Raw genomic sequence first — 22622 nt, forward strand, 5'->3', positions numbered from 1 at the left:
TCACTTCAGGCCCGAGAGCTTGATGCCCTCGATCAGGTAGCGTTGCAGGAACAGGTACAGCAGCAGGCCCGGCAGCGCCGCGACCGTCGCGCCCGCCATGATGAGCTGCCAGGAGGTCGAGTGTTCGCCCGAAAAGGCGGCCAGGGCCACCTGCGTCACGCGCATATTGGGGTTCTGCGTGACGATCAGGGGCCACAGATAGGCGTTCCAGTTCGCCAGGAAGAAGAAGGTGGCGAGCGTCGCCAGGATCGGCTGGCTCATGGGCAGCGCGATGCGCCAGAAAATACCGGCGGGCGTCGCGCCGTCCAGGCGGGCCGCCTCCTCCAGCTCCACCGGCAGGCCCAGGTAGAACTGCCGCAGCAAGAAGATGCCGAAGGCGTTGGGGATGGCGGGGATAATCAGCGCCCAGTAGGTGTCCAGCCAGCCGAGCGACTTCACCAGGATGAAGGTCGGGATCAGCGTCACCGAGAAGGGGATCATCAAGGTGGCGACGATGCCGAGAAAGAGGGCGTCGCGGCCCCGGAACTTCAGCCGCGCGAGGGCGTAGGCGGCCATCGAGTGAAACAGCAGCGCCACCACCGTCACGCTGGTCGCCACGAAGAAGGTGTTGAGGATGTAGCGCCCGAAGGGCACCGTCGTGAACACTTCCACGTAGTTGTGCCACGCGAAGTGGTGCGGCAGGAAGGTCGGCGGGTAGGCCACCACCTCGTCGGCGCTCTTCAAGGAGCCGAGAATCATCCACACCAGCGGAATCAGGGTCAGCAGCGCCACCAGCAGGCACAGCAGGTACACCAGGGCGGTGCCCAGCCAGCGGCCCGGCGAGCGAACGTGCCTGTGTGGCCGGGTCACGGGCAGGGGATAGCTGCGCTGCATCAGTCCTCCTTCCGCACCAGCCAGAACTGCGCCAGGCTGACCACGAAGATGACCAAAAACAGCGCGAAGGCGATGGCGCTGGCGTACCCCAGGCTGAGGTACTGGAAGGCCTGTTTGTAGATGTAGATGACCGTGACCTGCGTGGCGTCGGCGGGGCCGCCCTTGGTCATCACCCAGATTTGATCGAAGACCTGAAAGGACCCGATCAGGGTCACGACCAGCACGAAGAGACTGGTGGGCCGCAGCAGCGGCAACGTGATGCGCCAGAAGCTCTGCCAGCCTCCCGCGCCGTCGATCCGGGCTGCCTCGTAGTACTCGCGCGGGATGTCCTGAAGCCCGGCCAGGAAGATCGTCATGTAGTAGCCCATGTTGATCCAGACGCTCACCACGATGATGGCGGGCAGGGCCAGGTTCACGTCCCCCAGCCAGGCGCGTGGCGGCAGGTGGACGAGCGACAGCGCGTAGTTCAGCAGCCCCACCTGTTCATCGAAGATGAAGCGCCACATCAGCCCGGTCACCACCAGGCTCAGCACCACCGGCACGAAGAAGATGGTGCGGAAGGCCCCGATCAGCGGCAGCCGCTGGTTGGCGAGCAGCGCCAGCCCCAGCGACACGGCGAAGACCAGCGGCACGTAGATCACGGTATACAGCGCCGTGACCCGCAGCGACGACCAGAAGACTGGGTCAGCCAGCAGCCGCTGGTAATTGGCGGCCCCCACCCAGCTCGGGCTGCCCAGGGCGTTCCAGTTGGTGAAGCTGATGACCAGGGCGGCCACGATGGGCAGCACCACGAAGACCGCCAGCCCGATCACGTCCGGGGCCAGAAACAGCGCCGCGGTCCAGCGTTCACGCCGCTCACGCCGGGCCGGGCGCGCGGGGCTGCGAAGAGGTGGGGTGGCGAGGCGGGTCATGAACACTCCTTGGTGGGTGGGCGCGGGGGGAAGTGGAGGCGGGGGCGGGAATCCGCTCTGCGGGCCTGGGACTTACGCGATTCAGCAGAAGATGAAACTGTGCAGGAGGCGCTATTGCTCCTCCCCCTCGAGGGGGGAGGCCGGGAGGGGGTGAGCGGGCTGGGCCTCCCAGCGCCATTTGCTCTCAACCCCCCGCTCTTCCCGCTCAAGCTTCGTGAGAGTCCTAAGCCGTCCAGCCCCCGCCCCCCTCCGGCCTTACTTCGGCAGAGTCTTGAGGTAGGGCACCAGTTGCGCCTGGGCCTGATTGGCGGCGACCTGGCCGGGCGTGTTGCGGAACATGCTGGACTGGATGGCGTCCCCGACGATCTTGACCATCTCGGCGGGGAAGCGCGGTTCGGCGCGGGCGGTGGGCAGGATCAGGTCGCGGAAGTCACGTAGGTACGGCTGGTCGTAGTAGCTCTTGCCCGCGGCGGTGACCGACTTGCGCGGGCTGAACTTGGAGTTCACCTTGCTGACCCATTCCAGGGGCCGCTGGGTGCCCTGCGCCCACATCCAGGCCGTGAACTTCTTGGCCGCCTCGACGTTCTGGCCCTTGGCGTTCACCACCTGCGTCCAGCCGCCGTACACGGTGACGGGATTCTTGCCGGTGGGCGTCGGCAGGTGGGTGACGCCGAAATTCACCTTCCCCGCCTCCTTGAGCATCTGGATGGCCCACATGCCGTCCACGATCATGGCCGCCTTGCCGCTGGCAAAGGGCGTCGAGCCGATGTTGCAGGTGCAGTCCGAGGCGGTGCGCGGCGCGTACCCCCGCTGAATCAGGGCGCGCCAGAAGTCCAGTGCCTGCGCGGCCCCCCCGCTGTTCATGGTGGCTTGGGTGAGGGAGGGATTGGCGACGTTCGCGCCGGTCTGCCACAGGAAGGGATACCAGGTGAAGTTCTGGTAGGCCCCCGGCGCGGGTTCGATCACGATGGGGGTCACGCCCGCCGCCTTGAGGGTGGCGCTGGCCTTGAGCACATCGTTCCAGCTCCGGGGCACGGGAATCTTGTACTTCGCCAGGATGTCCTTGTTGTAGAACAGCGCCACCGGCTCCTGCTCGAAGGGCATGGCGTAGGGCTTACCGTTCACGGTGACGGCCTGGACGGCGGCGGGCAGCAGGTCGGCGCGCAGGGCGGGCGTGAAGATGCTCGACAGATCGGCGGCCACGCCGCTCGACACGTACTGCAAGAAGGTGCCGGGTGAGGCCCAGAACACGTCCGGGCCGCTCCCGGAAGCGAAGGCGGTGGTCAGCACCGGGCCGGTGTAGTCGTTGAAGGGAAAGAGCTTCAAGGCGACCTGGGTGTCGGGGTTTTCCTTGTTCCACTGATCCACCCAGCCTTGCAGCGCCTTGTTGGCGGTTTCCTCGGGCGTGCCGAACTTCCAGAATTGCAGGGTGGCGGCCTGCGCGGAACTGGCGAGCAGCAGGCTGGCGGCGAGGGCGAACAGGACCTTCTTGCTCTTCTGCATGGAGTCTCCTTGAGCGGGATGAGAGAGGCGGGGTGACGGGGGCGGGCAAGGGGGGGAGTGACAATAGGTTCGCACGGTCGTCCTTTAGCTCCATTCCAGACGGGCCGCGTACAGCCCGCATTTGTCCCAGCCGGTATCGGTGATGTAGTAGCTGTCCCCGTCCTGCACGACCTCGGCGGCGTGGACGGCCAGCCGCGCGACCTCCTGCTCGAAGCGTGCGGGATCGTGCGAGGCGTACACGCGGGTGTCCCGGTAGGAGGACATGGCGCGGCACACGAACAGGTAATACACGCCCTCCCGCTCGACCACGAAGGGGGATTCGGCGTCGCGCCCGAAGTCGTGCGGGCCGGGCTGCACGTTCACGACCTGCGCGCCGGACCAGTGTTCCAGGTCGGGAGAGCGCCGCATCCGCACGGCTCCCCGGCGGTCCTCCTCGCCCATCACGCCGGTGTAGTACATCCGCCAGCCGTCCTCGACTTGCAGCAGCATCGGGTCGCGGGCGTGGCCCGGCTCGCGGAAGATGGGGTTGAGGGGATGGCGCGCCCAGTGCTCGCCGTCCTCGCTGTGCGCGAAGTACAGGCCGTAGTGGTCGCACACGCCCTCCGGATGCTCCGGCGTCACGCGCGGGCCGCCCGCCGCATAGGCCATCACGTAGCGCCCGCCCTGCCGCACCACGTGCGGCGCCCACAGGAACCGTTCCCCGCGCCAATGGTCCGCCCGCAGGGTCGGCGGGCACTCCTCCCAGCCACCCTGTTCCAGGCTCGCGCCGCGCGCATGGAAGAAGACCTGCTCGCCCGCGAAGGGATCGGCGGGCCGCACGCCGCAGATGCCGGTGGCGTGCCACAGCCCGTCCTGACCACGAAAGACGGTGTGGTCGTTGGTGTACCAGTTCCGGTCGTCGCCGGGACGGGCCAGGTTCGGGTCATAGAGGTGGACGAAGGGTGAGGCGATGCGCGGCGCCGCCACACCGGCGGGGTTCAGGGCGCTCATCCCTTCACCCCGGACATCGCCAGGCCCTCGATGATGTAACGTTGCGCGATCAGGAACACCACCAGCAGCGGGAGGATCGCCATGGTTACGGCGGCCATCACCACCGCCAGGCTGCCGGACCCCAAAAAGCCCTGCAAGATGGAGATGCCGATAGGCAGCGTCATCTTGTCCCAGCTTTTCAGGAAGATCAGCGGCCCCATGTAGTTGTTCCAGCTGGCCGTGAAGGTGATGATGCCCAGCGCCGACAGCGCGGGGGCCAGTTGCGGCAGCGAGATGCGGGTAAAGACCGTCCACTGGCCCGCACCGTCCACGGCGGCGGCCTCCTCCAGTTCGCGCGGCTGGCCCAGCATGAACTGCCGCAGCATGAAGACCCCGAACGACGAGGCCAGGGCGGGCAGGACCAGCGCGGCCCCGGTGTCCAGCAGGTGCAGCCGCGAGAGGCCCAGGTACACCGGGATGACCACCAGACCGGCGGGCACCATCAGGCCCAGCAGCAGGATCGAAAAGAGCGTCTCGCGGCCCCGGAAGTTCAGCCGTGAGAAGGCGAAGGCTGCCATCGAGCAGTTGAGCAGCACGCCCGCCGTGGTCAGCAGCGCGATCTTGAAGCTGTTCCAGTACATGGTCAAAAAGGGCACCGAGGAGGTCAGCACGTGGTCGTAGGCCGAGAAGTCCAATCGGCTGGGAAGCAGGGAGGGCGGCAACTTGTACGCCTCGGCGGGCGTGCGGAATGAGGTGCTGACCATCCACAGGAAGGGCAGCGCCATCAAAAAGGCCCCCAGCACCGCCAGCACCATGAAGGGCAGGTTGCGCCAGTGGATGGCCTGTGTGGCCGAGAGCCAGCGCTCGGTGGGCGTGGGCGCGGGCACCGGGTTAACGCGCGACATGAAGCCTCCTCACGACTGCACCCAGCGCCGCGCGGCGTAGAACTGGAAGGCGGTGACGCCCGCGACCAGCAGGAGCAGCACCAGGGCCACCGCAGCGCCCGACCCGATGTCCTGCTGCCCGAAGGCCGCCTCGTACATGTACATGGCGACGCTGCGGGTGGCGTCGCCGGGGCCGCCACCGGTTAAGAGCCGGGTGGAGTCGAAGACCTGGAGCGCCCCAATGGAGGCGAAGGTCACGCAGAAGAACAAGACGGGCGAGAGCATGGGCAGCTTGATGCGCCAGAAAACGGTCGCGGGACCGGCCCCGTCCAGCGTGGCCGCCTCCAGCACATCGCGGGGGATACCCTGCAAGGCCGCCAGCAGAATCACCATGAAGAAGCCGACGTTCTTCCAGACGTCCATGATGATCACCGACAGCAGGGCCAGCCGCTCGCTGGTCAGCCAGCCCACACCCTCCAGCCCGGCGGCCCGCAGGAAGTAGTTGATGACGCCCAGATCGGTGGAGTACAGAAATTGCCAGATGGGCACCACGAAGGCCGTGGCCGTCAGTACCGGCAGGAAGTAGGCCAGGCGCAGCAGGTACAGCAAGGGCCGGGGCATGCGGCGGTCGAGCAGCAGCGCCAGCAGCATCCCCAAGCCCACGTTCAGGCTGGTCGCCACCACCGTAAACACCAGCGTGTTGCCGAAGATCTGCCACACGCGGGGGTCGCTGAACATGTAGCTGTAGTTCTCCAGACCCACCCACTGAGGTCCCGAGGCCAGGCGGTCGTAGTAGGTAAAACTCAGGCCAAAAGTCACCAGGGCCGGAATCAGCACGAAGGCGAGAAAGAGCAGGTAGGCCGGTGCGGCGAACAGCAGGGCGGCCCGCCCGTCGCGGCGTCTCAGCCCACCCCTCCGTCTGGTCCACAGCGTGGTCATGCCTTCACCCCCTGGCGGCCCCGCGCCTCACCACTTCACGCGGCTGAGAGAACGGGTCAGTTCGCGGTCCATGTTGTTCAGGGCCGCGTCCAGCGTCTGGTTGTTCGTCATGTAGGCCGTGACGTTCCGCATCAGGATGTCCTCGACCTGCGAGAAGTTGGGCGGCGAGGCGATGGGCACGGCCGTCTTCGCGCTGCCGTAGAAGATGCCGGAGTTGGCCGGGAAGTTCAGGAAGGCGGGCAGGCTGGCCGCCGAGCGCCGCGCCGGAATCGCCAGCCCGGCTCCGGCCAGCTCGGCCTGGGACTGCTTGCTGGTCAGCTCCTTGATGAACTCCCAGGCCAGTTCGGGATTTTTCGAGGTCTTCAGGATGCCGTTGCCCTCGCCGCCGAAGACCGTGTTGGAGGCGGTCTTGCGCGGCACCACGGCCACGTCGAAATCCTTGAAGCTTTTCACGAAGCTGGCGATGGGCCAGTGGCCGATGGAGATCATGGCGGCCTGCTGCGACACGAAGGCACTTTCACCGGCACCCGCCTGGAAGGCCGGGGACACCTTGTACTTGTAGATCAGGTCGTGCAGGAATTGCAGCGACTCGCGGAAGCGGGGGTCCTTGACGTTGGACCGGCGCCAGTCGGGGGTGAGCTTGTCCGTGCCGTTGGTGAGGAACCAGGGGGTTAGGCCGAAACCGTAGGCGGGAACGTAGTAGCCGTACTGCGTGACCTTTCCCTTGGCGTCCCGCACGGTGAGCTTCTGTGCGGCCTTGAGGAAGTCGTCCCAGGTCCAGGTGGAGCTGGGGGGTTGCAGGCCCGCTTTCTTGAACGCTCCCTTGTTGTAGTAGATGACGATGTTGTTCCAGGCGGTGGGGAAGAACACCAACTGCTTGTTGTAGCGCATGCTGTTGATGATGTTGGGTTCGACATCGTTGAGCAGTTCTTTCGCCTGACCGTCCTTGGCCGCGAGGGCATCGAGGTCCAGCATCAGGCCGCGGCTGGCGACGGTCGAGACGCCCTCCAGCGGCATGTCCAGAATGTCCGGCGGATTGCCGCTGGCGATCAGGTTCATCACGTTGCTGAGATATTCGGGCCAGCCGTTCGCGGCGGTGAAGCGCTGGACTTTCACGGTCACGTTGGGGTAACGCTTGTGGAAGCGTTGAATCATCAGGCCCACGGTCTTGACATCGTTCTCGTCCCCGAAGCGCACAACGTTCAGGGTGGCCTTGATGTTGCTGGGGGGCGCGGCGAGCGCGGGGGTCAGGGCGCCCAGGCTCAACCCGCAGCCGATGACCAGGCTGAGACGGTGGGTCCGGCGGCGCGTGATCTGACGAACTGGCTTGGCATGCAGCATGTGAGTCCTTTCTGCCCAGCGGGACCGCAGTGCGGTGAAAACAATGGCTCCGAGGGAACGTAAACGTTTACGGGAGGGGGCGCGCAAAGGGGTGGAGCTGGGAACCACTCATGACGCACCTGGCGGTCCGGTCGAAGCGCGCACGATCAGTTGGGTGTCCAGCACCTGAATCCTGGCCGCTGGTTTTCCCTCGATGCGTTCGAAGAGCTGCTCTGCCGCGAGCGTCCCGATCGCGTCGATGGGCTGGGCCACCACCGTCAGCGGCGGATGCATGTACTGCGCCCAGCGCGCGTCGTCGAAGCCGACCAGGGAGATGTCGTGCGGAATCCGCCGCCCACTTTCCAGCACCGCTCCCAGGGCGCCCGCCATCATCTCGTTGTTCGCCACGAAGAGGGCGGTCGGCGGCTTGGGCAAGGCGAACAGGCGCTGCGCGGCCCGCATCCCGGAGGCTTCCCGGAAATCACCAAATTCCACGTGCCGTTTGAGCAAGCGAATGCCCGCCTCCTCCAGGGCCTGCCGAAAGCCTTCCAGGCGCTCCCGCCCGGTGGTCAGATGTTGTGGGCCGGCGATGGTCGCGATCCGTTGATGGCCCAGACCAATCAGATGTTCGGCGGCCTGCCGTGCGCCCTGCCGGTTGTTGACCAGCACGGCACCGGCGTTCTGGAGGCCGGAGACGCGGTCCAGATCGACGATGGGGACACCGCGCGCCTCCAGTTCACCCAGAACCGCGACGTTCTCACCCGTCGGGACATGAATGATGCCGCTGACCTGATGGGAGGCGAGAAAGTGCAGGGCCTCCTGGGCACGCTCCGGTTTTTCGTCGGCGTTGCAGATCAGCACCCCGTACCCACGGGCCTGGGCAATGTCCTCCACGGCCTTGGTAATCGAGGCGTAGAACGGGTTGCGGATATCGGACACGATCAGGCCGACGCTGCGCGAACGCCCCTCCCGCAATGACCGCCCAATGGCGTCCGGTCGGTAGCCCGTCAGTCTGACCGCCTCCAGCACCCGTTGGCGGGTTGGCTCGGGCACGCTTTCCGGCCGGTTGAGGGCGCGTGACACCGTCGCGATGCTCAGGTTCACCTGACGGGCAACGTCATGGATGGTGACAGACAACGCTTCCTCCGGGGGCGGGACAAATCCGACCTTGTCAGGTCAGAGGGATTGGTTGCAATCTTCGTTTGTAAACGTTTACGAATGCAGCATGAACCTGCGGTCGCTTCTTGTCAATCCCCGATGACCGCGCAGAGAGCTTGCTTCCAGGTCCCCGCTGGTGAGACTGACCAGGGCCGCGAACCTCTCGGTCACCACCGTCTCCAGCGGGTAGATGGAGACAGGCGCCCCGCGGTCCACTTCCGTGAAGTTCTTTCACGACCTGAGAGCGTTCCTTATCTGTCATCGTTCCAACCAACGGCCACAAGACCGAGTCGACCCCAGTGCAGGATCAGATCGGTTGGACCTGGACCTCCCACACATCGACGCCGTTTGCCTCGCACAGCACGGCGACCCCACCGGGTGGGAGAGGGTTCGGGTCCCTGGCTTCCAGCATTGCCCTGCCGACCCTGGCCTGCAGCGATCCCTCCACGACCGTGAGGCAGAGTTCCAGCCGCTCGCCCGGCTCCCAGAGGGAGGGCGCCTGGGCCAGCACCACCCGCTCGGCGTCCCGCTGGCGCACCAGTTCGACGAGTCCCGGCCTCACCCACAGCGCGTAGTGGCGGCGCAGCCCACGCGTATGAACGGCCAGCCCGAGCGGGGCGGGCAACTGGGCGGACATCACGGCCCGCAGGCGCAGGCTGGTCCAGTCGCGGGCGTCCAGCAGGAGTTGCCCGACGCCCTCATGCTGGGAAAAGCGCATCAGGCCGGGACTCTTGATGTCGATGCGCCCGGCGGCATTGATCCAGGCCCGCCGCCACATCTGCCCGGCGCCCGGCGGACGGGTAAGCTGCAAGGTCGGCACGCCCTGCCAGTCCAGGTGGCGCAGGATCAGGGTGCCCGCGCCCTCCAACTGCAACCCGATGCGGGCGACGGGCAAGGCCCTCAGGTCGGGCACCGTCCAGGTCAGATCGTGCGTGCCGGGCTGGAGGAGCGTTGCTTCGGCATTCAGCGTGACGGGTTGATCTTCCGCGTCGTAGTGATCCAGCGTCCACGCGACCGTGAGGGGTGCGTCCACCCTCACCCGCGCCGTGACCCGCTGACCCGGGTGGAGGGTCGGACTGGCGAGCAGCGTGTAGTTCCAGCCCTGACCCAGGTTGCGGGTATAGGGCGTGTCGTGCGGGTTCGGCACCTCTGGGGGCAGAAAGGTCGCCACAGTCGCGCGGCCCGCGCCGTTCACGGTCAGGTGCAGGCCGTCTGGGTAAGGCTGCACCTCCACGCCCTCCCCCTGGAAGCCCTGCACACTTCCCGGCAGGCGGAAGTGGTAGCGCGGAGGCCTCTCCGGCAGCGGCAGCCCGTGCAGGACGTGGGCCAGGCGCACGAGGTTATCCGTGACCTGCACGGCGTCCGTAACGGCCCGCGAGCCTTCGGCGCTGCACACGAACAGACGGTCGGCGACCGGTTCCCGCCAGCGCTCCGGAATCGCGTTCAAGCCGCAGAGCAGGCCCATCAGCGCGCCGACGTTCCCGACATTGCAGTCGGTGTCCCAGCCGCAGGTGTTGCAGATGACGAGCGTCTCCTCGAAGTCGCCGCCGCCGTAAAGCAGGCTGAGCAGGATGACGCCGTGGTTGGGGATGACGTGCACGTTGCCGGGGTACAGGTGGTAGCCGTAATACTTCTCCAGCTCGGCGAAAGCGTCCCGCCAGTTAGGAAGGGTGGCGTGCCACTGCCGCACGTCGCGGTACAGGCGCGCCAGCGTCCCCTCCGGCGGAAGGGTGGCCTGCGCAGCGTCCAGCAGCTCCTCCAGTGGGCGGCGGGTGAAGGCCAGGGCCTCCATGACGGCCAGGGCCACCGCCGCGTCCACCGCCTCGCCGTCGTGACTGACCTGCGCGGCGGCGCGGGCGAGCCTCGCGGCCAGCTCGGGGTTGTTCGGCGCGAGCATGGCCCAGCCATCGATGAAGATCTGCGCCCCGATCTGCTCGGCAGCGGGGCGGCCATTCAGGGCGATGCTGCCGCTCTGCGGCGCGGGAATGCCGCTTTTTAGGCGGATATACGCGGTTTCCTCGGTGCTGTTGCCCATGCCGCCCCACCACAGGATGCTGCGGCCCTCCACGATCTGGTTCAGCCAGGTCAGCCCGATCTCGCGGCTGCCCAGATGCGGCCCGTGTTCCTCGATGGCGCGCACGAAGGCGAAGGTGCCGGAGAGGTCGTCGTCACTCACGATCAGCGGGCGGCCCTGAGCCTCGTGCACGTAGTCGCGCACCTCACCGAAGCGCTCCACGATGCGCGCGTGCGTCCAGCCCTCGATGGGGCGGCCCAGGTACACGCCGATCATCTTTCCCAGCACCCCGGCGTACACGCGCTCGGCGTAGTCTGCGGGCAGCGTCACAGGGCGCTCCGGGTGCGCAGGATCAGGTCAAGGAGACGGTTAAGGACCATGCTGGCGGCCATCAGGAGCGGTCTCCCGCCCCGGAGGCAGGCTGAACCGGCGTATCCCCGGCTTTCCTGCCGCTGATCTCGGCGAGCACCTCGCCCTGATGTGCGCCGATGTCCCGCGCGCCTGCGAAGCGGATCTGGCCGGGCGTCCGCGAGAGCCGAGGGTACACCGCGGTCATGGCGGCTTCGCCCAGGTCGGGGTCGGGAACAGAGGCAATGGTGCCGCGTGCCTGGTAGTGGGGGTCGCGCACGATCTGCGCGATGTCGTAGATGGGCGCGATGGGTGCTTCCACGGCGCGGAAGCGGGCCAGCACCTCGTCCAGCGGATGGGCGGCGATCCAGTCACCGATGAGGGTATCGATCTCGTCGGCGTTCCGCAGGCGGGCGGCGGCGGTGGAGAACCGCTCGTCCCCGGCGAGTTCCGGGCGACCGATCACGGTGAGCATGCGGTTCACGATCTGCTGCGTGCCGCCTGAGAGGGCCACCCAGTGGTTGTCCGCCGTCCGGTAAGCGTTCCGGGGGGCGGTGCGCTTGCTGCGGTTCCCCTGGCGCTGCTGGACGGTGCCGGTTTGCAGGTACTCGATGGCCTGCGGCCCCAGAATGCCGAACAGCGGTTCATAGAGGCTCAGGTCGATCATCTGCCCGACCCCGCCGCCCTGCGCGTCGCGCCAGTACAGGGCCATCATCGCGGCGTAGGTCCCGGCGAGGGCGGCCACGCCATCGGCCAGCCCGAAGGGCGGGAGGGTCGGCGGCCCGTCGGGTTGGCCGGTAATGGCGGCGAACCCGCTGAACGCCTCAGCAAGCGTGCCGAAACCGGGTTCCTGCGCGAGTGGGCCGGTCTGTCCAAAGCCAGTGACGCGCACCAGGATCAGGCGGGGGTTCAGCGCGTGCAGGTCGGCCCAGCCCAGGCCCCAGCTTTCCAGCCGACCGGGGCGGAAGTTCTCGATGACGATGTCCGCCCACTGCGCCAGTTCCCGCACGGTCTGGCGGTCTTCCTCGTCGTGCAGGTCGAGGGTGATCAGGCGTTTGTTGCGGGCAATGGACTTCCACCACAGCGGAACGCCATTCTTGGAAAGGCCCCAGCGCCGCGCGTCGTCGCCGCGCGGGTGTTCCACCTTGATCACGTCCGCGCCGTAATCCCCCAGGTTCGTGGCGATCAGCGGCCCGGCGTACAGGCTCGCCAGGTCGAGGACCTTGATGCCTTCCAGCGCCATCGGCGGCGGCTCAGGGGTCATAGGGTTCTCCCCGCCGCCAGCAGCAGTTGCCGGGCGCGCTCGGCGATGGGGGCGTCCACCATCTGCCCGCCCACGTTCACAGCGCCCTGACCACTTCGCACCGCCTCCTGAAACGCCGCGTAGGTTTTCTCCGCCCAGGCGAGTTCCGCGTCCTGCGGCGCGAACACGGCCTCGATGACGGGAAGCTGCGCGGGATGAATGGCATGCTTGCCGCCGAAGCCCAGTGCTTTGGCCTGCTGCACCTGCGCGCGCAGCCGGTCCAGGTCCCTGAACTCGCTGCTCGCGCCGTCGTGCGGGGCGTGCAGTCCGGCGGCACGGGAGGCCTGCACCAGCCGCGCCCGCGCCAGCGTCAGCGTCGGGCTGGGTTCCTCCGGCGGGGGCCAGCTCAGGCCCAGGTCACGGCTGTAATCCGCCGAACCGAAGCACAGGCTGTGCATGCGCGAGGTGGCGCGGGCGATGTCCAGCACGTTCTCCAGTCCCCGCGCCGTCTCGATGGTCGCCATCACCGGCAGGCGGGGCAGGGTTCTCTCGCCCTCCAGTTGGGTCAGAAACCAGTCGAGGGCATGCAGCTCCGCGGCGCCCTCCACTTTGGGAAGGTTGATCCCATGCACGCCCGCACGCACCGCCGCCTCCAGGTCCGCCTTCAGGTGCGCCGTCTCCGCGCTGTTCACGCGCACCCACACGCGCTGCTCGGGACGGGAGACGAGCGGATGCCCCGCCAGCAGTGCTCTGGCGTCCGCCTTCGCGTTCGGGGCCACGCCGTCTTCCAGATCGAGCAGCACCGCGCGCGCCGGGAGCGAAGGAATCTTGTCCAGCTTCCGCTCGTCGCTCGCGGGGATGAACAGCATGGCCGCGAGGGTGCCCGGCGGGTCGTCATGGTGCAGCGTGGTCATGCGTAGGGCGCTCCTTTCATCCCTGCCCCACCCTCATCCCCGCGCCCTCCATGCGCGCGGCCAGGTGCCGGGCATGCCGGAGGTCGGCCTCCAGCACCTCCTGGGCCACCCCGGCCAGATCGTCGGCCACCGGGATGAAGTCGCGGCGGCTGGCGTGGCTGATGGCCCGCACGAGGTCGGCGGGCACCGCTCCTTCCCCCTGGAGCGCCCCCGCGATGGAGCCGCCCATGCTGGCGATGCTGTCCGAATCGCGTCCGTAGTTCACGCCGCCCAGCACCGTCTGCCAGCAGTCGCCCCGGCAGGCCACCAGAAAGCCCAGCGCGACGGGCAGTTCCTCGATGCTCTTGGTGCGGCTGGGGCGCCGGGCGTCGGGATGGGGCTGGCGGTAGGTCTCCCCGACGGTGTCGTAGGGGCGCACCGCCTCCCGGAGCACGGGGATGGCGTCCTCCCAGGTCTCCACGGTGCGCGCGGCGTCGGTGACGGCCTGCACGGCGTCGCGGGTGCCGTCGCGCGCCACCTCCAGGGCCGCCTGGACGATGCTTTCCACGCTGGCATCGGGGGCCATCGCCTCCGCGACGGCGGCGGCGTAGACTCCGGCGGCCTCGCGTCCGTAACTGCTCTGGTGGGCACCGGCCAGCTCGATGGCCTCGGCGTAGGCCCGCCGGGGGTTCCCGGCGTTGACGATGCCGACGGGTGACATGTACATCGCCGCGCCGCAGTTCACGACATTGCCGACCCCGGCTTCGCGCGGGTCGATGTTGGCGTGCCGCAGCCGATGGACCAGGTACTTCTCGGCGTGGAACAGGCGGTTTTGCAGCACGGTCTCGCGTTCCAGTTCGGGAATGTAGATCACGTGGTCGGCGATCTCCGGGACCAGGCCATCCGCCATGTCGTAGGCGTCCAGGTGGCGGCGGCGCGAGCGGTACACGCTGGCGAGCGCCAGGACCATCAGGGTGTCGTCGGTGATGTGCCCGTCCCCCTTGTGCAGCGGCGATTGCGGACGGGCGGTGGCCCAGTCCTCCAGGAACGGGCCGACGATCCCGGTGACCCAGCCGCCGAAGCGTTCGCGGATCGCCTCGGGCGGGTACCCTTCGGTGCTGCCGCCCAGCGAGTCGCCCACCGCGCCGCCCAGGAGGCAGCCCCGCGCGGCCTCCCGCAGGGTTTTGTGCCGGTTCTGCACGTCAGTACCTCTGGAGGATCGCGTTGCCCTCCTCGGTCAGGCGCTTGGCGAACTCGTCCACGGTGATGCGGTTGGCGAAGAGTTGTTGCAGCAGGGGGTTCATGACCTTGCTGCGCACCTCGGAAAAGCCGTTCACCTTCTGCCAGGGGGCCATGGTCAGGTATTTCGCCGATTCGGTGGCGGTGCGCCAGCCGTACTGATCCGTCATGAAGGGCGCGCCGCGCAGGCTGGACTGCCGGGTGGGGAACAGCCAGTCGCCCGCCGCGAGCCTGCCCATGTTCGTGCGGTTCAGGAAGAACGCCATGAACTTCGCCGCGCCCGCCTTGTTCTGTGCCGCCGCCGGAATGCTGAGGGTCTGCGTGGTGGACCCCTGCGCCTGGGAAGTCGCTTTGAGTGGGGGCAGCACGCCCCAGTGGAAGTCCTTCGGGCCGCTCTCCACGATCTGCTGGCGTGCCCACACGCCGATGCCGGGCAGCATGGCGTACTTCCCGGCGTAGAACCCCGGCAGCAGTTCCGGCCCTGACAGGCCGATGCCGTCGGTGCTGGCGGTCTTGCTCACGTACATCATGTCCATCAGGATGTTCAGGAGCTGCTTCTCGGCGTTCCCCACCTGAAGGACACTCTTGCCGTTCTGCGTGGTGAAGTAATCCCCGCCGAAGCCCAGGCTCATGTTCAGGATGCGGTTGCTCGCGCTCTTCAGCCCGAAGGCCGCGCCATACACCTCCGGCTTGCCGTCACCGTTGGTGTCCTGGGTGAGTTTCTTGGCCGCCGCCTGCATGTCGCTCCACGTCCAGGGTTTCTGCGTGGTCGGCGGACGAATCCCCGCCTTGGCGAAGAGGTCCTTGTTGTACAGGATGATCTGCGACTCCCACAGGAAGGGCACGCCCCAGATGTGCCCCGCGCTGTCCGTCACGGTCTGCCACGCGCCCGGGGCGATGTCCTGCTTCATCTCGGCGGGGATATAGGGCCTCAGGTCCGTCAGGAAGCCCTGCTTGCCGAAATCCATGATCGGCCCCGACTCGTAGTGCACCAGGTCCGGCGTGTTCTTCGACTGGAACGAGGTCGTCAGGTAGTCCTGGATGGACCCCCAGTCCACCTGCTGGTATTCCACCGGCATCCCCGGATTTTTCGCGTTCCACTCGGCGACGATGGCTTTCACCGCCGCCACCGCCTGCGTCTGCCAGGCCAGGCTGACAAAGCGGACTTTCTGCTGCGCGTATGCCGACGTGCCGAGGGCGAGGGCGGACAGGATGAGCAGGGTGCGTGCCTTCATGCGTGAGCCTCCTTGGAGAAGTGGGCGGGGGACAGGTGGTGGCGAGTTGGGGAAAGCGCGGCTCTAGTCCTTGACGCCGCCGCTGAGCAGCCCGGAAACCAGGCGGCGCTGGAGGACGGTGAAGATCAGCAGGGTGGGGATGGTCGCGATGATGCTGCCCGCGGCCAGCGGCCCCCAGCGGGCGAGGCCCTCGGTCCCGCGCAGCCGTGAGAGGTTGACCTGAATGGTCGTGAGATCGGGGCTTTTGAGCATGACCAGCGCGAAGAAGAACTCGTTCCAGGCGTTCACGAAGGCGTACAGGCCGGTGGCGATCAGCCCCGGGAGGATCAGCGGGGCCAGCACCCGGACGATGATCTGCCCCTGCGACGCCCCGTCGATGGCGGCGGCTTCCTCCAGGGCGACGGGAATGCCCTTGATGTACCCCTGGAGCATCCACAGCACGAAGGGCAGGCTCCAGACGACGTACACGAGGATCAACCCCGCATGGGTGTCCACCAGCCGCAGCCGCGCGAGCAGCAGGAACAGCGGCACGATGATGAGGATGACCGGGAAGGTCTGCGACACCAGAATCCAGGCGGTCACCGCGCGGTTCATCACGCTCTGGCGGCGGGCGAGCAGGTACGCGGCGGGCGTGGCGACCAGCAGGGTCAGGAGGGCGCTGATCACGGCGACCTTCAGGGTGTTCAGGGCGCTGGGCAGCACCTGCTGCTCGGTGATGGCGACTCGGAAGTTGTCCAGGGTGGCGGCCCTGGGCAGCAGGTGCACCTGTCCCAGGCCGATCTCGCTGGCGGGCTTGAAGGCCGTGGAGAGCAGCCACACCAGCGGGAACGCCAGGAACAGCACGTACAGCAGCAGCAGGATGGACATCCCGGCGCGGGCGGGAGTGGAAGTCCTCACGCGTCCCCTCCCTGCGCCTGACGCCGAACCGTGTAGTACACCAGCACGCCCACCACGACGACCATTGCCAGCCCCAGCGCCGAGGCGTAGCCGATGTTGCCGTACTGGAAGGCTTCCTCGTACGCGAACAGCATCGGGAGGCGCGTGCTTCCGGCGGGGCCGCCGTCGGTCAGGACGTACACCAGCCCGAAGGCGTTGAAGTTCCACATGAATTCCAGCGCGGCGGTGGCGGCGATGACCGGCATCATCAGCGGCAGGGTGACGTGCCGCAGGATGCCCCAGCTCCCCGCGCCGTCCAGGGCGGCGGCCTCCTTCAGTTCATCGGGGATGCTCTGCAATCCGGCGAGCAGCACCACCGTCGCCTGCGGCAGCCCGGCCCAGATGCCGACCAGAATCACGGCGGGCAGCGCCCAGGTGAAGTCCGTCAAGACGTTCAGGTGCAGGTCCGGGAAGCCCAGGGCGGCGAGGCCCTGGTTCAGGAACCCCGCGTCCGGGTGGTAGACCATGCGCCAGATCAGCCCCTTGATGACCGGCGGAATCGCCCAGGGAACGAGCACCAGGACGCGGGCCAGCCCTTGCAGGGGCAGCCGGGCGTTGAGCAGCAGCGCCAGCCCCATGCCGAAGAAGAGCACGCCCCCGGTGACGGCGAATGTCCAGATCAGGCCGACCTTGAAGGAACTCAGGAAATCGGTGTCCTTGAGCATCTGGGCAAAGTTCGCCAGACCGTTGAAGGTGGGGGCGTCCTGGCCCAGCCGGTACTCGGTAAAGCCCAGCCAGATCCCCTGGCAGAGCGGCAGCACCGAGAACAGCACGATGGGCAGGATGGCGGGCAGGAAGAGGTACCACGGCACGCTGGCCCGCCCGCTCCCGGCGCGCAGTTTGGCAGCGTGGGTCGGCAGCGTGGTCATGCGCTGACCCCCCCCGGCGGCCCGGCGATCTGGGTGGATTCGCGGGGGATCAGGACGGGCGTGACGGTGAGCTGCCGGGGGGGAGCGTCGGTCTGCCCGGTCAGTCGGTCGAAGAGCAGCTCGGCGGCCAGGCGGCCCCGCTCGGCGGCGAGCAGGGAGACGCTGCTCAGGGTGGGTGTGGTGATCAGGCAGTCCCGGATATCGTCCATGCCGATGACCGCCACGTCCCGCGGCACCTTCAGGCCGTGATGTCGCAGGGCGCGCATGGCGCCGATGGCCATCAGGTCGTTGGCGCAGTACAGGCCGTCAAAGGCTTCGCCAGCGTCCAGAAGCTGCTGCGTGGCGCGGTAGCCTCCCTCCAGCGTGAAATCCGCCTGGACTGTCAGGGCGGTGGGGAGGGTGCGCCCCGCCTGGCGGTAGACCTCATGGACGCCCCTGGCGCGCTCGGTGGCGGGCACCGTGCCGGACATACCGTTGATGAACGCGACCTGCTGTCGCCCGTGTTCCCAGAGATGCCGGATCGCCATACCCGCTCCGGCGGCGCTGTCCACCATCACGTTGTCGCACAGGGGTTCACCCACCCGGCCGATCACCACGACCGGCCCGCGCACCTGGGAGAGAGGCTCGCGCAGGGCCGCCGCGCCGCGCAGGGAGATCAGCACCAGGCCGTCCACCAATCGGCGGGCCAGCGTCTCCAGCGCATGCTGTTCCTCGTCAGCCTGCCCCTCGGTGCTGATCAGGTGCAGGTGATAGCCCCGCTGCTGGGCCGCACGTTGAATCGTTTTAGCCATCTCCATGTAGATGGGATTGCCGATCTCCGGCACGACCAGCGCCACGGTGTTCGTCACTTGGCGGCGCAGGCTGGCCGCCGCGTGATTCGGCAGGTAGTGCAGGGCCGCAGCGACCTCTGCCACCCTGCGCCGGGTTTCGGCGGAGATGCGTGGCGAGCCGTTGAGAGCCAGAGAAACCGTCGCAGCCGACACGCCCGCCTCACGGGCCACATCCGCGATGGTCACTCCCCGGCCTGGTGTACCGGAGGACTTGGGCATAATGGTAGGGTTATTTAAAACGATTAAACACGGCTTGTCAAGGCGGTGCCTGCCCCCCTGCCGCTCCAGTCCTGTGGCAAAGCCGGTCAGGCCTCAGCAGGACACCAGGAAATAGGCTTGAAATGCTCTTTTCTGACCGGTTCTGGATGGATAACAACCTTTTTTGACTTTTCATGACCGTTTCTGCTAGCGTTGGGCAACACGAACGGAAAGGAACTCCGATGGATGTCACTTCTTCGCTGCTGCCTGCCGAGCGGCAGGGCCAAGTTCTGGCGCTCGTTCAGGAACGTGGGAGCGCCACGGTCCACGAACTCTCCCGTGAGCTGGGCGCCTCGATCTCGACGGTCCGCCGCGACCTCGACCTCCTTGCCCAACAAGGCCTGATTGCCCGGACCCATGGAGGTGCCATTGCCAAAACCCACACGGCCAGTGAAACCCGCTTCGACGAACGCCAACGCGAGAACGCCGACGAGAAGCGCCGCATCGGCCAGCATGCCCTCACCCTGCTCGAGCCGAACCAGAGCGTCTACTTCGACTCGTCGACGACGGTGATGGCGGCGGCCGAAGCTCTCCGCGCCGAGCCCATCCCCCTCACGGCCATCACCCACGACATCGCCATCGCTGCCGTGCTCGCCACGCTGCCACAAGTGCACGTCATGCTTCCTGGAGGTGAGATTCGCGCTGGCTCCTTCACCCTGGTCGGTGCCACCACCCATACCTTTTTGCGTCACCTTCATGTCGACGTGGCCCTCATCGGCATCCATGCCATCAGGGACGGCCAGCTCAGCGAAGGCAGCCTTCCCGTCGCCGAACTGAAAAGTGCCCTGCTGGGCACCACCAACCGCCGCGTCCTTTTGGCCGATCACAGCAAGTTCGGCCAGACGGCCCTGATCGACGTCGCCCCACTTGGCGCGGTGCAGGACCTCATCACCGGGCAGGAAACCCCGCGCCAGGTCCTCGACCACCTGGAACTCACCCAGAATCTGCGCGTCCACACCGTCTGACGCCGGAGGCCCCATGAAAATCCTCGCGACTGTCCAAAAAGTTCCCGGCGGCATGATGCTCGTCCCGCTGCTGATCGGGGCCGTCATCAACACCATCAACCCGGACACCGGCAAATACTTCGGCTCGTTCACCGGCGCGCTGTTCAGTGGTGCCCTCACCATCCTCGCCGTGTTCTACGTCTGCATGGGCTCCACCATCGAACTCAAGGCCACGCCCTACATCCTGAAAAAAGGCGGGACGCTGCTGATTGTCAAGCTGGCGCTGGGTGTCCTTGCGGGCGTGATCCTCGGTCGGCTGCTCGGTGAAGCTCCCATCGGGGCCGGGCTGTTCGCGGGCCTGTCCACCCTGGCGGTGGTCGCGGCGATGAACGATACCAACGGCGGCCTGTACATGGCCCTGATGGGGCAGTTCGGCAAGCCGCGTGACGTCGCCGCCTATTCCCTGATGAGCATGGAATCTGGCCCGTTCTTCACCATGGTGACCCTCGGCGTGGCCGGGCTGTCCGCCTTCCCCTGGCAGACGCTGGTCGGCGCGCTCCTGCCGCTGATCATCGGGATGATCCTGGGCAACCTCGACCCGGACATGCGCGCCTTCCTGCGTCAGGCGGTCCCGGTCCTGATTCCCTTCTTCGCCTTCGCCCTGGGCGCGGGCATCAACCTCACGACCGTGTGGTCCGCCGGACTGCTCGGCGTGCTGCTGGGCGTGGCGGTCTTCGTGGTGACCGGTGTCGTTCTGTTCACCACCGACCGCCTCACGGGGGGGACGGGCCTGGCGGGTCTGGCCGCTGCGAGCACCGCTGGCAATGCGGCGGCGGTCCCGGCCATCGTGGCCGCCGCCAACCCCGCCTACGCGGCGGCGGCACAGCAGGCAACGGTGCTGGTCGCCGCGTCCGTGGTCGTCACCGCCATCCTGGTGCCCATCGCCACCGCCGCCTATGCCCGCCGTCTACAGCGGCGCGGCCTGCTCCCGCTGGGTGACACCAGCGAAGAGGCCACCGCCCAGACCACCGCTCATTCCAGCGGTTCCCGCTGATGCCCGGCGTCCGCTTTCTGATCCTGGCGGACGACCTGACCGGAGCGTCCGACGCGGGCGTCCACCTCGCCCGGCACGGTTACGACACCGTCGTCGCCTTCCACGGCGCGCCACTGCCCGCCCCGCTCCCCGAAGGGCTGGTGCTCGACCTCGACTCGCGCGCGCTGCCAGCAGACGAGGCCGCTTCCCGGGTCAGCGCTGCCCTGCAAGACGCCACCCCCGAACTGCTGTACGTCAAGATCGACTCCACCCTGCGTGGCCCGATTGCCGCGCAACTCCAGGCGGCCTTTGCCGGTTCCGGCAGACGGCGCGTGGTTATCGCCCCGGCGCTTCCCAGCAATGGACGCACCACCGTGGGTGGCGTCCAGCTCCTGAACGGCCGCCCCGTCCATGAAGGTCCCGCTGGCCGCGATCCCCGCACCCCCGTCAGCGAGAGTCACCTTCCCACCCTGCTGGCCCCGGCCCACCGCGGTGATGTCACCGTCATTTCGCGGGCGGAACTGCGCGACCTGGACGCCGTGCGCGCCGCGCTGCGAGATCACCGCTGGATCATCGTGGATGCCGAAACGGAGGAGGACCTCACCCGGCTCGTGGACCACCTGCCTGATCCGGACGAGGTGCTGTGGGTGGGATCGGCTGGTCTGGCCCAGGCGCTCGGCCGCCGCTTCCCCGGCCCCCACCCCGTTCAGGAGGTCCCGCCGCATCAGGTCCGGTCCGGTGTGCTGACGGTGGTGGGCAGCCTGAACGAGGTTGCCCGCCAGCAGCTCCAGGCCTTGCGGCAGGCCGGTGTACCGGGTGTGGAGTTGAACGTCGAGGCCAGCGAGGCAGCCCTCGGGCAATTGGTCACGGCCCTGCAACAGCATCCCGGGGCCGCCCTGTATTCAGGGTCCACGAGAGGTCGGCATTCCTCCGAGGCCATCGCGCACGCCCTGGCCCATGTCGCCCAGCAGGGGGTGCAACTGGGGCTGGTGCACGCCCTGGTACTGACCGGGGGAGACACGGCGGTGCAGGTGGGCAAGGCCCTGGGGGCCACCGGATTGAGGCTGTTCGGTGAGATCGAACCGGGCGTACCGTACGGACAACTGGTCGGCCCGCGCCCCCTGCCCGTCGTGACCAAGGCGGGCGGCTTCGGTCAACCTCAAACCCTCGTGAACGCGCAGCAGGCGTTGCTGCAAGGAAAATAAACCCATGCCCCAACCCATCATCGGTATCACCATGGGCGATCCCGCGGGGATCGGTCCCGAGATCATCGCCAAGGCCTTCGCCGACCCCAGAACCGCTGGCTGCCGCGCCGTCGTCATCGGCGACGTCACCATCATGCGCCGCGCGGTCACTCTCCTGAATCTCCCGCTGGAAGTGAGGCCGGTTGACGTGCCTGCCGACGCCACCTTTGCCCCGGGCGTGGTGAACGTCGTCCCCGTGACGGACCTCCCCGAGGACCTGCCCTTCGGGCAACTCAGCGCGAAGGCCGGGGCCGCCGCCTTCGCGTACGTGCGCCGCTCGATTGAACTGGCCCTTAGCGGGCAGATTCAGGCGGTCGCAACGGCGCCGCTCAACAAGGAAGCGCTGCACCTGGCGGGCTTTTTGTATCCCGGCCATACCGAAATTTTCGCGGACCTCACCGGAACGCGAAACTACGCCATGATGCTCGTCGCGCCTGATCTGCGGGTCATTCACGTCAGCACGCACGTCTCGCTGGCCGAGGCCATCCAACGGGCGACGCGCGAACGTGAACTGACCGTCATCCGCCTCGCCGACGAGGCCCTGCAACGTCTGGGGGTCCCGCGCCGCCGGATCGCGGTCGCTGGCCTGAACCCGCACGCGGGGGAAAACGGCCTGTTCGGACGTGAAGAGATCGAGCAGATCATCCCCGCCATACAGGAGGCCCAGCGCGAAGGCATCGACGTGAGTGGCCCGTGGCCCGGTGATACGGTCTTCCTGCGGGCGCGCCGGGGGGACTTCGATATGGTCGTGGTGCAGTACCACGATCAGGGGCACATCCCGGTCAAGCTGCTGGGGTTCGATACCGGCGTGAACGTGACCGTCGGTCTGCCGTTCTTCCGGACGAGTGTCGATCACGGCACCGCCTTTGATATCGCGGGCACCGGCCAGGCGGACCAGGCGAGCATGCAGGCCGCGATCGAGCTGGCCTTCAAGCTGTTGTGAGCAGGGCGTCAAGGCCAGCCGGGAGATGGCCGAACA

The 22622-nt window shown here is 67.5% G+C and carries 20 protein-coding genes; 4 read left to right on the forward strand and 16 right to left on the reverse strand.

Annotated features, from left to right (window positions below; translation table 11 throughout):
• From E5F05_RS00845 to E5F05_RS00920, 16 genes are all read right to left on the reverse strand, one after another.
• On the reverse strand, positions 1 to 873 hold the full coding sequence (locus E5F05_RS00845; RefSeq protein ID WP_129117152.1) for a carbohydrate ABC transporter permease: 873 nt from the start codon (positions 871 to 873) through the stop codon (positions 1 to 3).
• Complete coding sequence (locus tag E5F05_RS00850; protein WP_129117153.1) at positions 873 to 1784, reverse strand: carbohydrate ABC transporter permease; 912 nt, start codon at positions 1782 to 1784, stop codon at positions 873 to 875. The genes E5F05_RS00845 and E5F05_RS00850 overlap by 1 nt, the downstream gene beginning before the upstream one ends.
• A 255-nt stretch (positions 1785 to 2039) precedes the next feature.
• A complete protein-coding gene (locus tag E5F05_RS00855) occupies positions 2040 to 3287 on the reverse strand; it encodes an ABC transporter substrate-binding protein (RefSeq protein WP_129117154.1) in 1248 nt (415 codons plus the stop codon).
• Between the two features lie 84 nt (positions 3288 to 3371).
• On the reverse strand, positions 3372 to 4277 hold the full coding sequence (locus tag E5F05_RS00860; RefSeq protein ID WP_129117155.1) for a glycoside hydrolase family 32 protein: 906 nt from the start codon (positions 4275 to 4277) through the stop codon (positions 3372 to 3374).
• Positions 4274 to 5161, reverse strand: a complete 888-nt coding sequence (locus E5F05_RS00865) for a carbohydrate ABC transporter permease (RefSeq protein ID WP_129117156.1) — start codon at positions 5159 to 5161, stop codon at positions 4274 to 4276. Before E5F05_RS00865 ends, E5F05_RS00860 begins: the two co-directional genes overlap by 4 nt.
• Positions 5162 to 5170: 9 nt before the next feature.
• Positions 5171 to 6079: a carbohydrate ABC transporter permease gene (locus tag E5F05_RS00870; protein WP_129117157.1), complete on the reverse strand. Its 909-nt coding sequence runs from the start codon at positions 6077 to 6079 to the stop codon at positions 5171 to 5173.
• Between the two features lie 27 nt (positions 6080 to 6106).
• Positions 6107 to 7420, reverse strand: a complete 1314-nt coding sequence (locus E5F05_RS00875) for an ABC transporter substrate-binding protein (protein ID WP_129117158.1) — start codon at positions 7418 to 7420, stop codon at positions 6107 to 6109.
• Between the two features lie 108 nt (positions 7421 to 7528).
• Complete coding sequence (locus E5F05_RS00880; protein WP_129117159.1) at positions 7529 to 8536, reverse strand: LacI family DNA-binding transcriptional regulator; 1008 nt, start codon at positions 8534 to 8536, stop codon at positions 7529 to 7531.
• Between the two features lie 328 nt (positions 8537 to 8864).
• Positions 8865 to 10901 carry an ADP-ribosylglycohydrolase family protein gene (locus tag E5F05_RS00885; protein WP_241687018.1) on the reverse strand — a complete coding sequence of 679 codons (2037 nt, stop codon included), beginning with the start codon at positions 10899 to 10901 and terminating at the stop codon, positions 8865 to 8867.
• Between the two features lie 61 nt (positions 10902 to 10962).
• Positions 10963 to 12183: a CaiB/BaiF CoA transferase family protein gene (locus E5F05_RS00890; protein ID WP_129117160.1), complete on the reverse strand. Its 1221-nt coding sequence runs from the start codon at positions 12181 to 12183 to the stop codon at positions 10963 to 10965.
• Positions 12180 to 13076 carry an HpcH/HpaI aldolase/citrate lyase family protein gene (locus E5F05_RS00895; RefSeq protein ID WP_129117161.1) on the reverse strand — a complete coding sequence of 299 codons (897 nt, stop codon included), beginning with the start codon at positions 13074 to 13076 and terminating at the stop codon, positions 12180 to 12182. Before E5F05_RS00895 ends, E5F05_RS00890 begins: the two co-directional genes overlap by 4 nt.
• Positions 13077 to 13092: 16 nt before the next feature.
• Entirely contained in the window at positions 13093 to 14256 is a 1164-nt protein-coding gene (locus tag E5F05_RS00900; protein ID WP_129117162.1) for an ADP-ribosylglycohydrolase family protein, read from the reverse strand.
• Between the two features lies 1 nt (position 14257).
• Positions 14258 to 15529: an extracellular solute-binding protein gene (locus tag E5F05_RS00905; protein ID WP_129117163.1), complete on the reverse strand. Its 1272-nt coding sequence runs from the start codon at positions 15527 to 15529 to the stop codon at positions 14258 to 14260.
• 63 nt (positions 15530 to 15592) lie between these two features.
• Positions 15593 to 16426 carry a carbohydrate ABC transporter permease gene (locus tag E5F05_RS00910; RefSeq protein WP_129117164.1) on the reverse strand — a complete coding sequence of 278 codons (834 nt, stop codon included), beginning with the start codon at positions 16424 to 16426 and terminating at the stop codon, positions 15593 to 15595.
• On the reverse strand, positions 16423 to 17334 hold the full coding sequence (locus tag E5F05_RS00915; RefSeq protein ID WP_164973282.1) for a carbohydrate ABC transporter permease: 912 nt from the start codon (positions 17332 to 17334) through the stop codon (positions 16423 to 16425). Before E5F05_RS00915 ends, E5F05_RS00910 begins: the two co-directional genes overlap by 4 nt.
• The gene (locus E5F05_RS00920) at positions 17331 to 18383 is read right to left on the reverse strand and encodes a LacI family DNA-binding transcriptional regulator (RefSeq protein ID WP_129117165.1); all 1053 of its coding nucleotides are present in this window, start codon (positions 18381 to 18383) and stop codon (positions 17331 to 17333) included. The genes E5F05_RS00915 and E5F05_RS00920 overlap by 4 nt, the downstream gene beginning before the upstream one ends.
• 221 nt (positions 18384 to 18604) lie before the next feature.
• On the opposite strand from E5F05_RS00920, the gene E5F05_RS00925 reads away from it, so the two are divergent.
• The 4 genes from E5F05_RS00925 to pdxA are packed head-to-tail and all read left to right on the forward strand — an operon-like array spanning position 18605 to position 22586.
• Positions 18605 to 19387, forward strand: coding sequence for a DeoR/GlpR family DNA-binding transcription regulator (locus E5F05_RS00925; RefSeq protein WP_164973283.1), 783 nt, complete (start codon positions 18605 to 18607; stop codon positions 19385 to 19387).
• A gap of 13 nt (positions 19388 to 19400) precedes the next feature.
• Entirely contained in the window at positions 19401 to 20420 is a 1020-nt protein-coding gene (locus E5F05_RS00930) for a 2-keto-3-deoxygluconate permease (protein ID WP_129117167.1), read from the forward strand.
• Positions 20420 to 21604, forward strand: coding sequence for a four-carbon acid sugar kinase family protein (locus E5F05_RS00935; protein WP_129117168.1), 1185 nt, complete (start codon positions 20420 to 20422; stop codon positions 21602 to 21604). Before E5F05_RS00930 ends, E5F05_RS00935 begins: the two co-directional genes overlap by 1 nt.
• Positions 21605 to 21608: 4 nt before the next feature.
• Positions 21609 to 22586 carry a 4-hydroxythreonine-4-phosphate dehydrogenase PdxA gene (pdxA, locus tag E5F05_RS00940; RefSeq protein ID WP_129117169.1) on the forward strand — a complete coding sequence of 326 codons (978 nt, stop codon included), beginning with the start codon at positions 21609 to 21611 and terminating at the stop codon, positions 22584 to 22586.
• Positions 22587 to 22622 lie beyond the last annotated feature (36 nt).

The sequence above is a fragment of the Deinococcus metallilatus genome, from assembly GCF_004758605.1.
GTDB classification, from domain to species: Bacteria; Deinococcota; Deinococci; order Deinococcales; family Deinococcaceae; genus Deinococcus; species Deinococcus metallilatus.

Bases quoted from the DNA above. Each gene is read 5' to 3' on its own strand.
- E5F05_RS00930 (WP_129117167.1), top strand. From the start codon at position 19,401: ATGAAAATCCTCGCGACTGTCCAAAAAGTTCCCGGCGGCATGATGCTC.
- E5F05_RS00870 (WP_129117157.1), bottom strand. From the start codon at position 6,079: ATGACCACGCTGTGGACCAGACGGAGGGGTGGGCTGAGACGCCGCGAC.
- E5F05_RS00845 (WP_129117152.1), bottom strand. From the start codon at position 873: ATGCAGCGCAGCTATCCCCTGCCCGTGACCCGGCCACACAGGCACGTT.
- E5F05_RS00935 (WP_129117168.1), top strand. From the start codon at position 20,420: ATGCCCGGCGTCCGCTTTCTGATCCTGGCGGACGACCTGACCGGAGCG.
- E5F05_RS00905 (WP_129117163.1), bottom strand. From the start codon at position 15,529: ATGAAGGCACGCACCCTGCTCATCCTGTCCGCCCTCGCCCTCGGCACG.
- E5F05_RS00860 (WP_129117155.1), bottom strand. From the start codon at position 4,277: ATGAGCGCCCTGAACCCCGCCGGTGTGGCGGCGCCGCGCATCGCCTCA.
- E5F05_RS00865 (WP_129117156.1), bottom strand. From the start codon at position 5,161: ATGTCGCGCGTTAACCCGGTGCCCGCGCCCACGCCCACCGAGCGCTGG.
- E5F05_RS00925 (WP_164973283.1), top strand. From the start codon at position 18,605: ATGGATGTCACTTCTTCGCTGCTGCCTGCCGAGCGGCAGGGCCAAGTT.
- pdxA (WP_129117169.1), top strand. From the start codon at position 21,609: ATGCCCCAACCCATCATCGGTATCACCATGGGCGATCCCGCGGGGATC.
- E5F05_RS00855 (WP_129117154.1), bottom strand. From the start codon at position 3,287: ATGCAGAAGAGCAAGAAGGTCCTGTTCGCCCTCGCCGCCAGCCTGCTG.
- E5F05_RS00850 (WP_129117153.1), bottom strand. From the start codon at position 1,784: ATGACCCGCCTCGCCACCCCACCTCTTCGCAGCCCCGCGCGCCCGGCC.
- E5F05_RS00875 (WP_129117158.1), bottom strand. From the start codon at position 7,420: ATGCTGCATGCCAAGCCAGTTCGTCAGATCACGCGCCGCCGGACCCAC.
- E5F05_RS00915 (WP_164973282.1), bottom strand. From the start codon at position 17,334: ATGACCACGCTGCCGACCCACGCTGCCAAACTGCGCGCCGGGAGCGGG.
- E5F05_RS00920 (WP_129117165.1), bottom strand. From the start codon at position 18,383: ATGCCCAAGTCCTCCGGTACACCAGGCCGGGGAGTGACCATCGCGGAT.
- E5F05_RS00890 (WP_129117160.1), bottom strand. From the start codon at position 12,183: ATGACCCCTGAGCCGCCGCCGATGGCGCTGGAAGGCATCAAGGTCCTC.
- E5F05_RS00895 (WP_129117161.1), bottom strand. From the start codon at position 13,076: ATGACCACGCTGCACCATGACGACCCGCCGGGCACCCTCGCGGCCATG.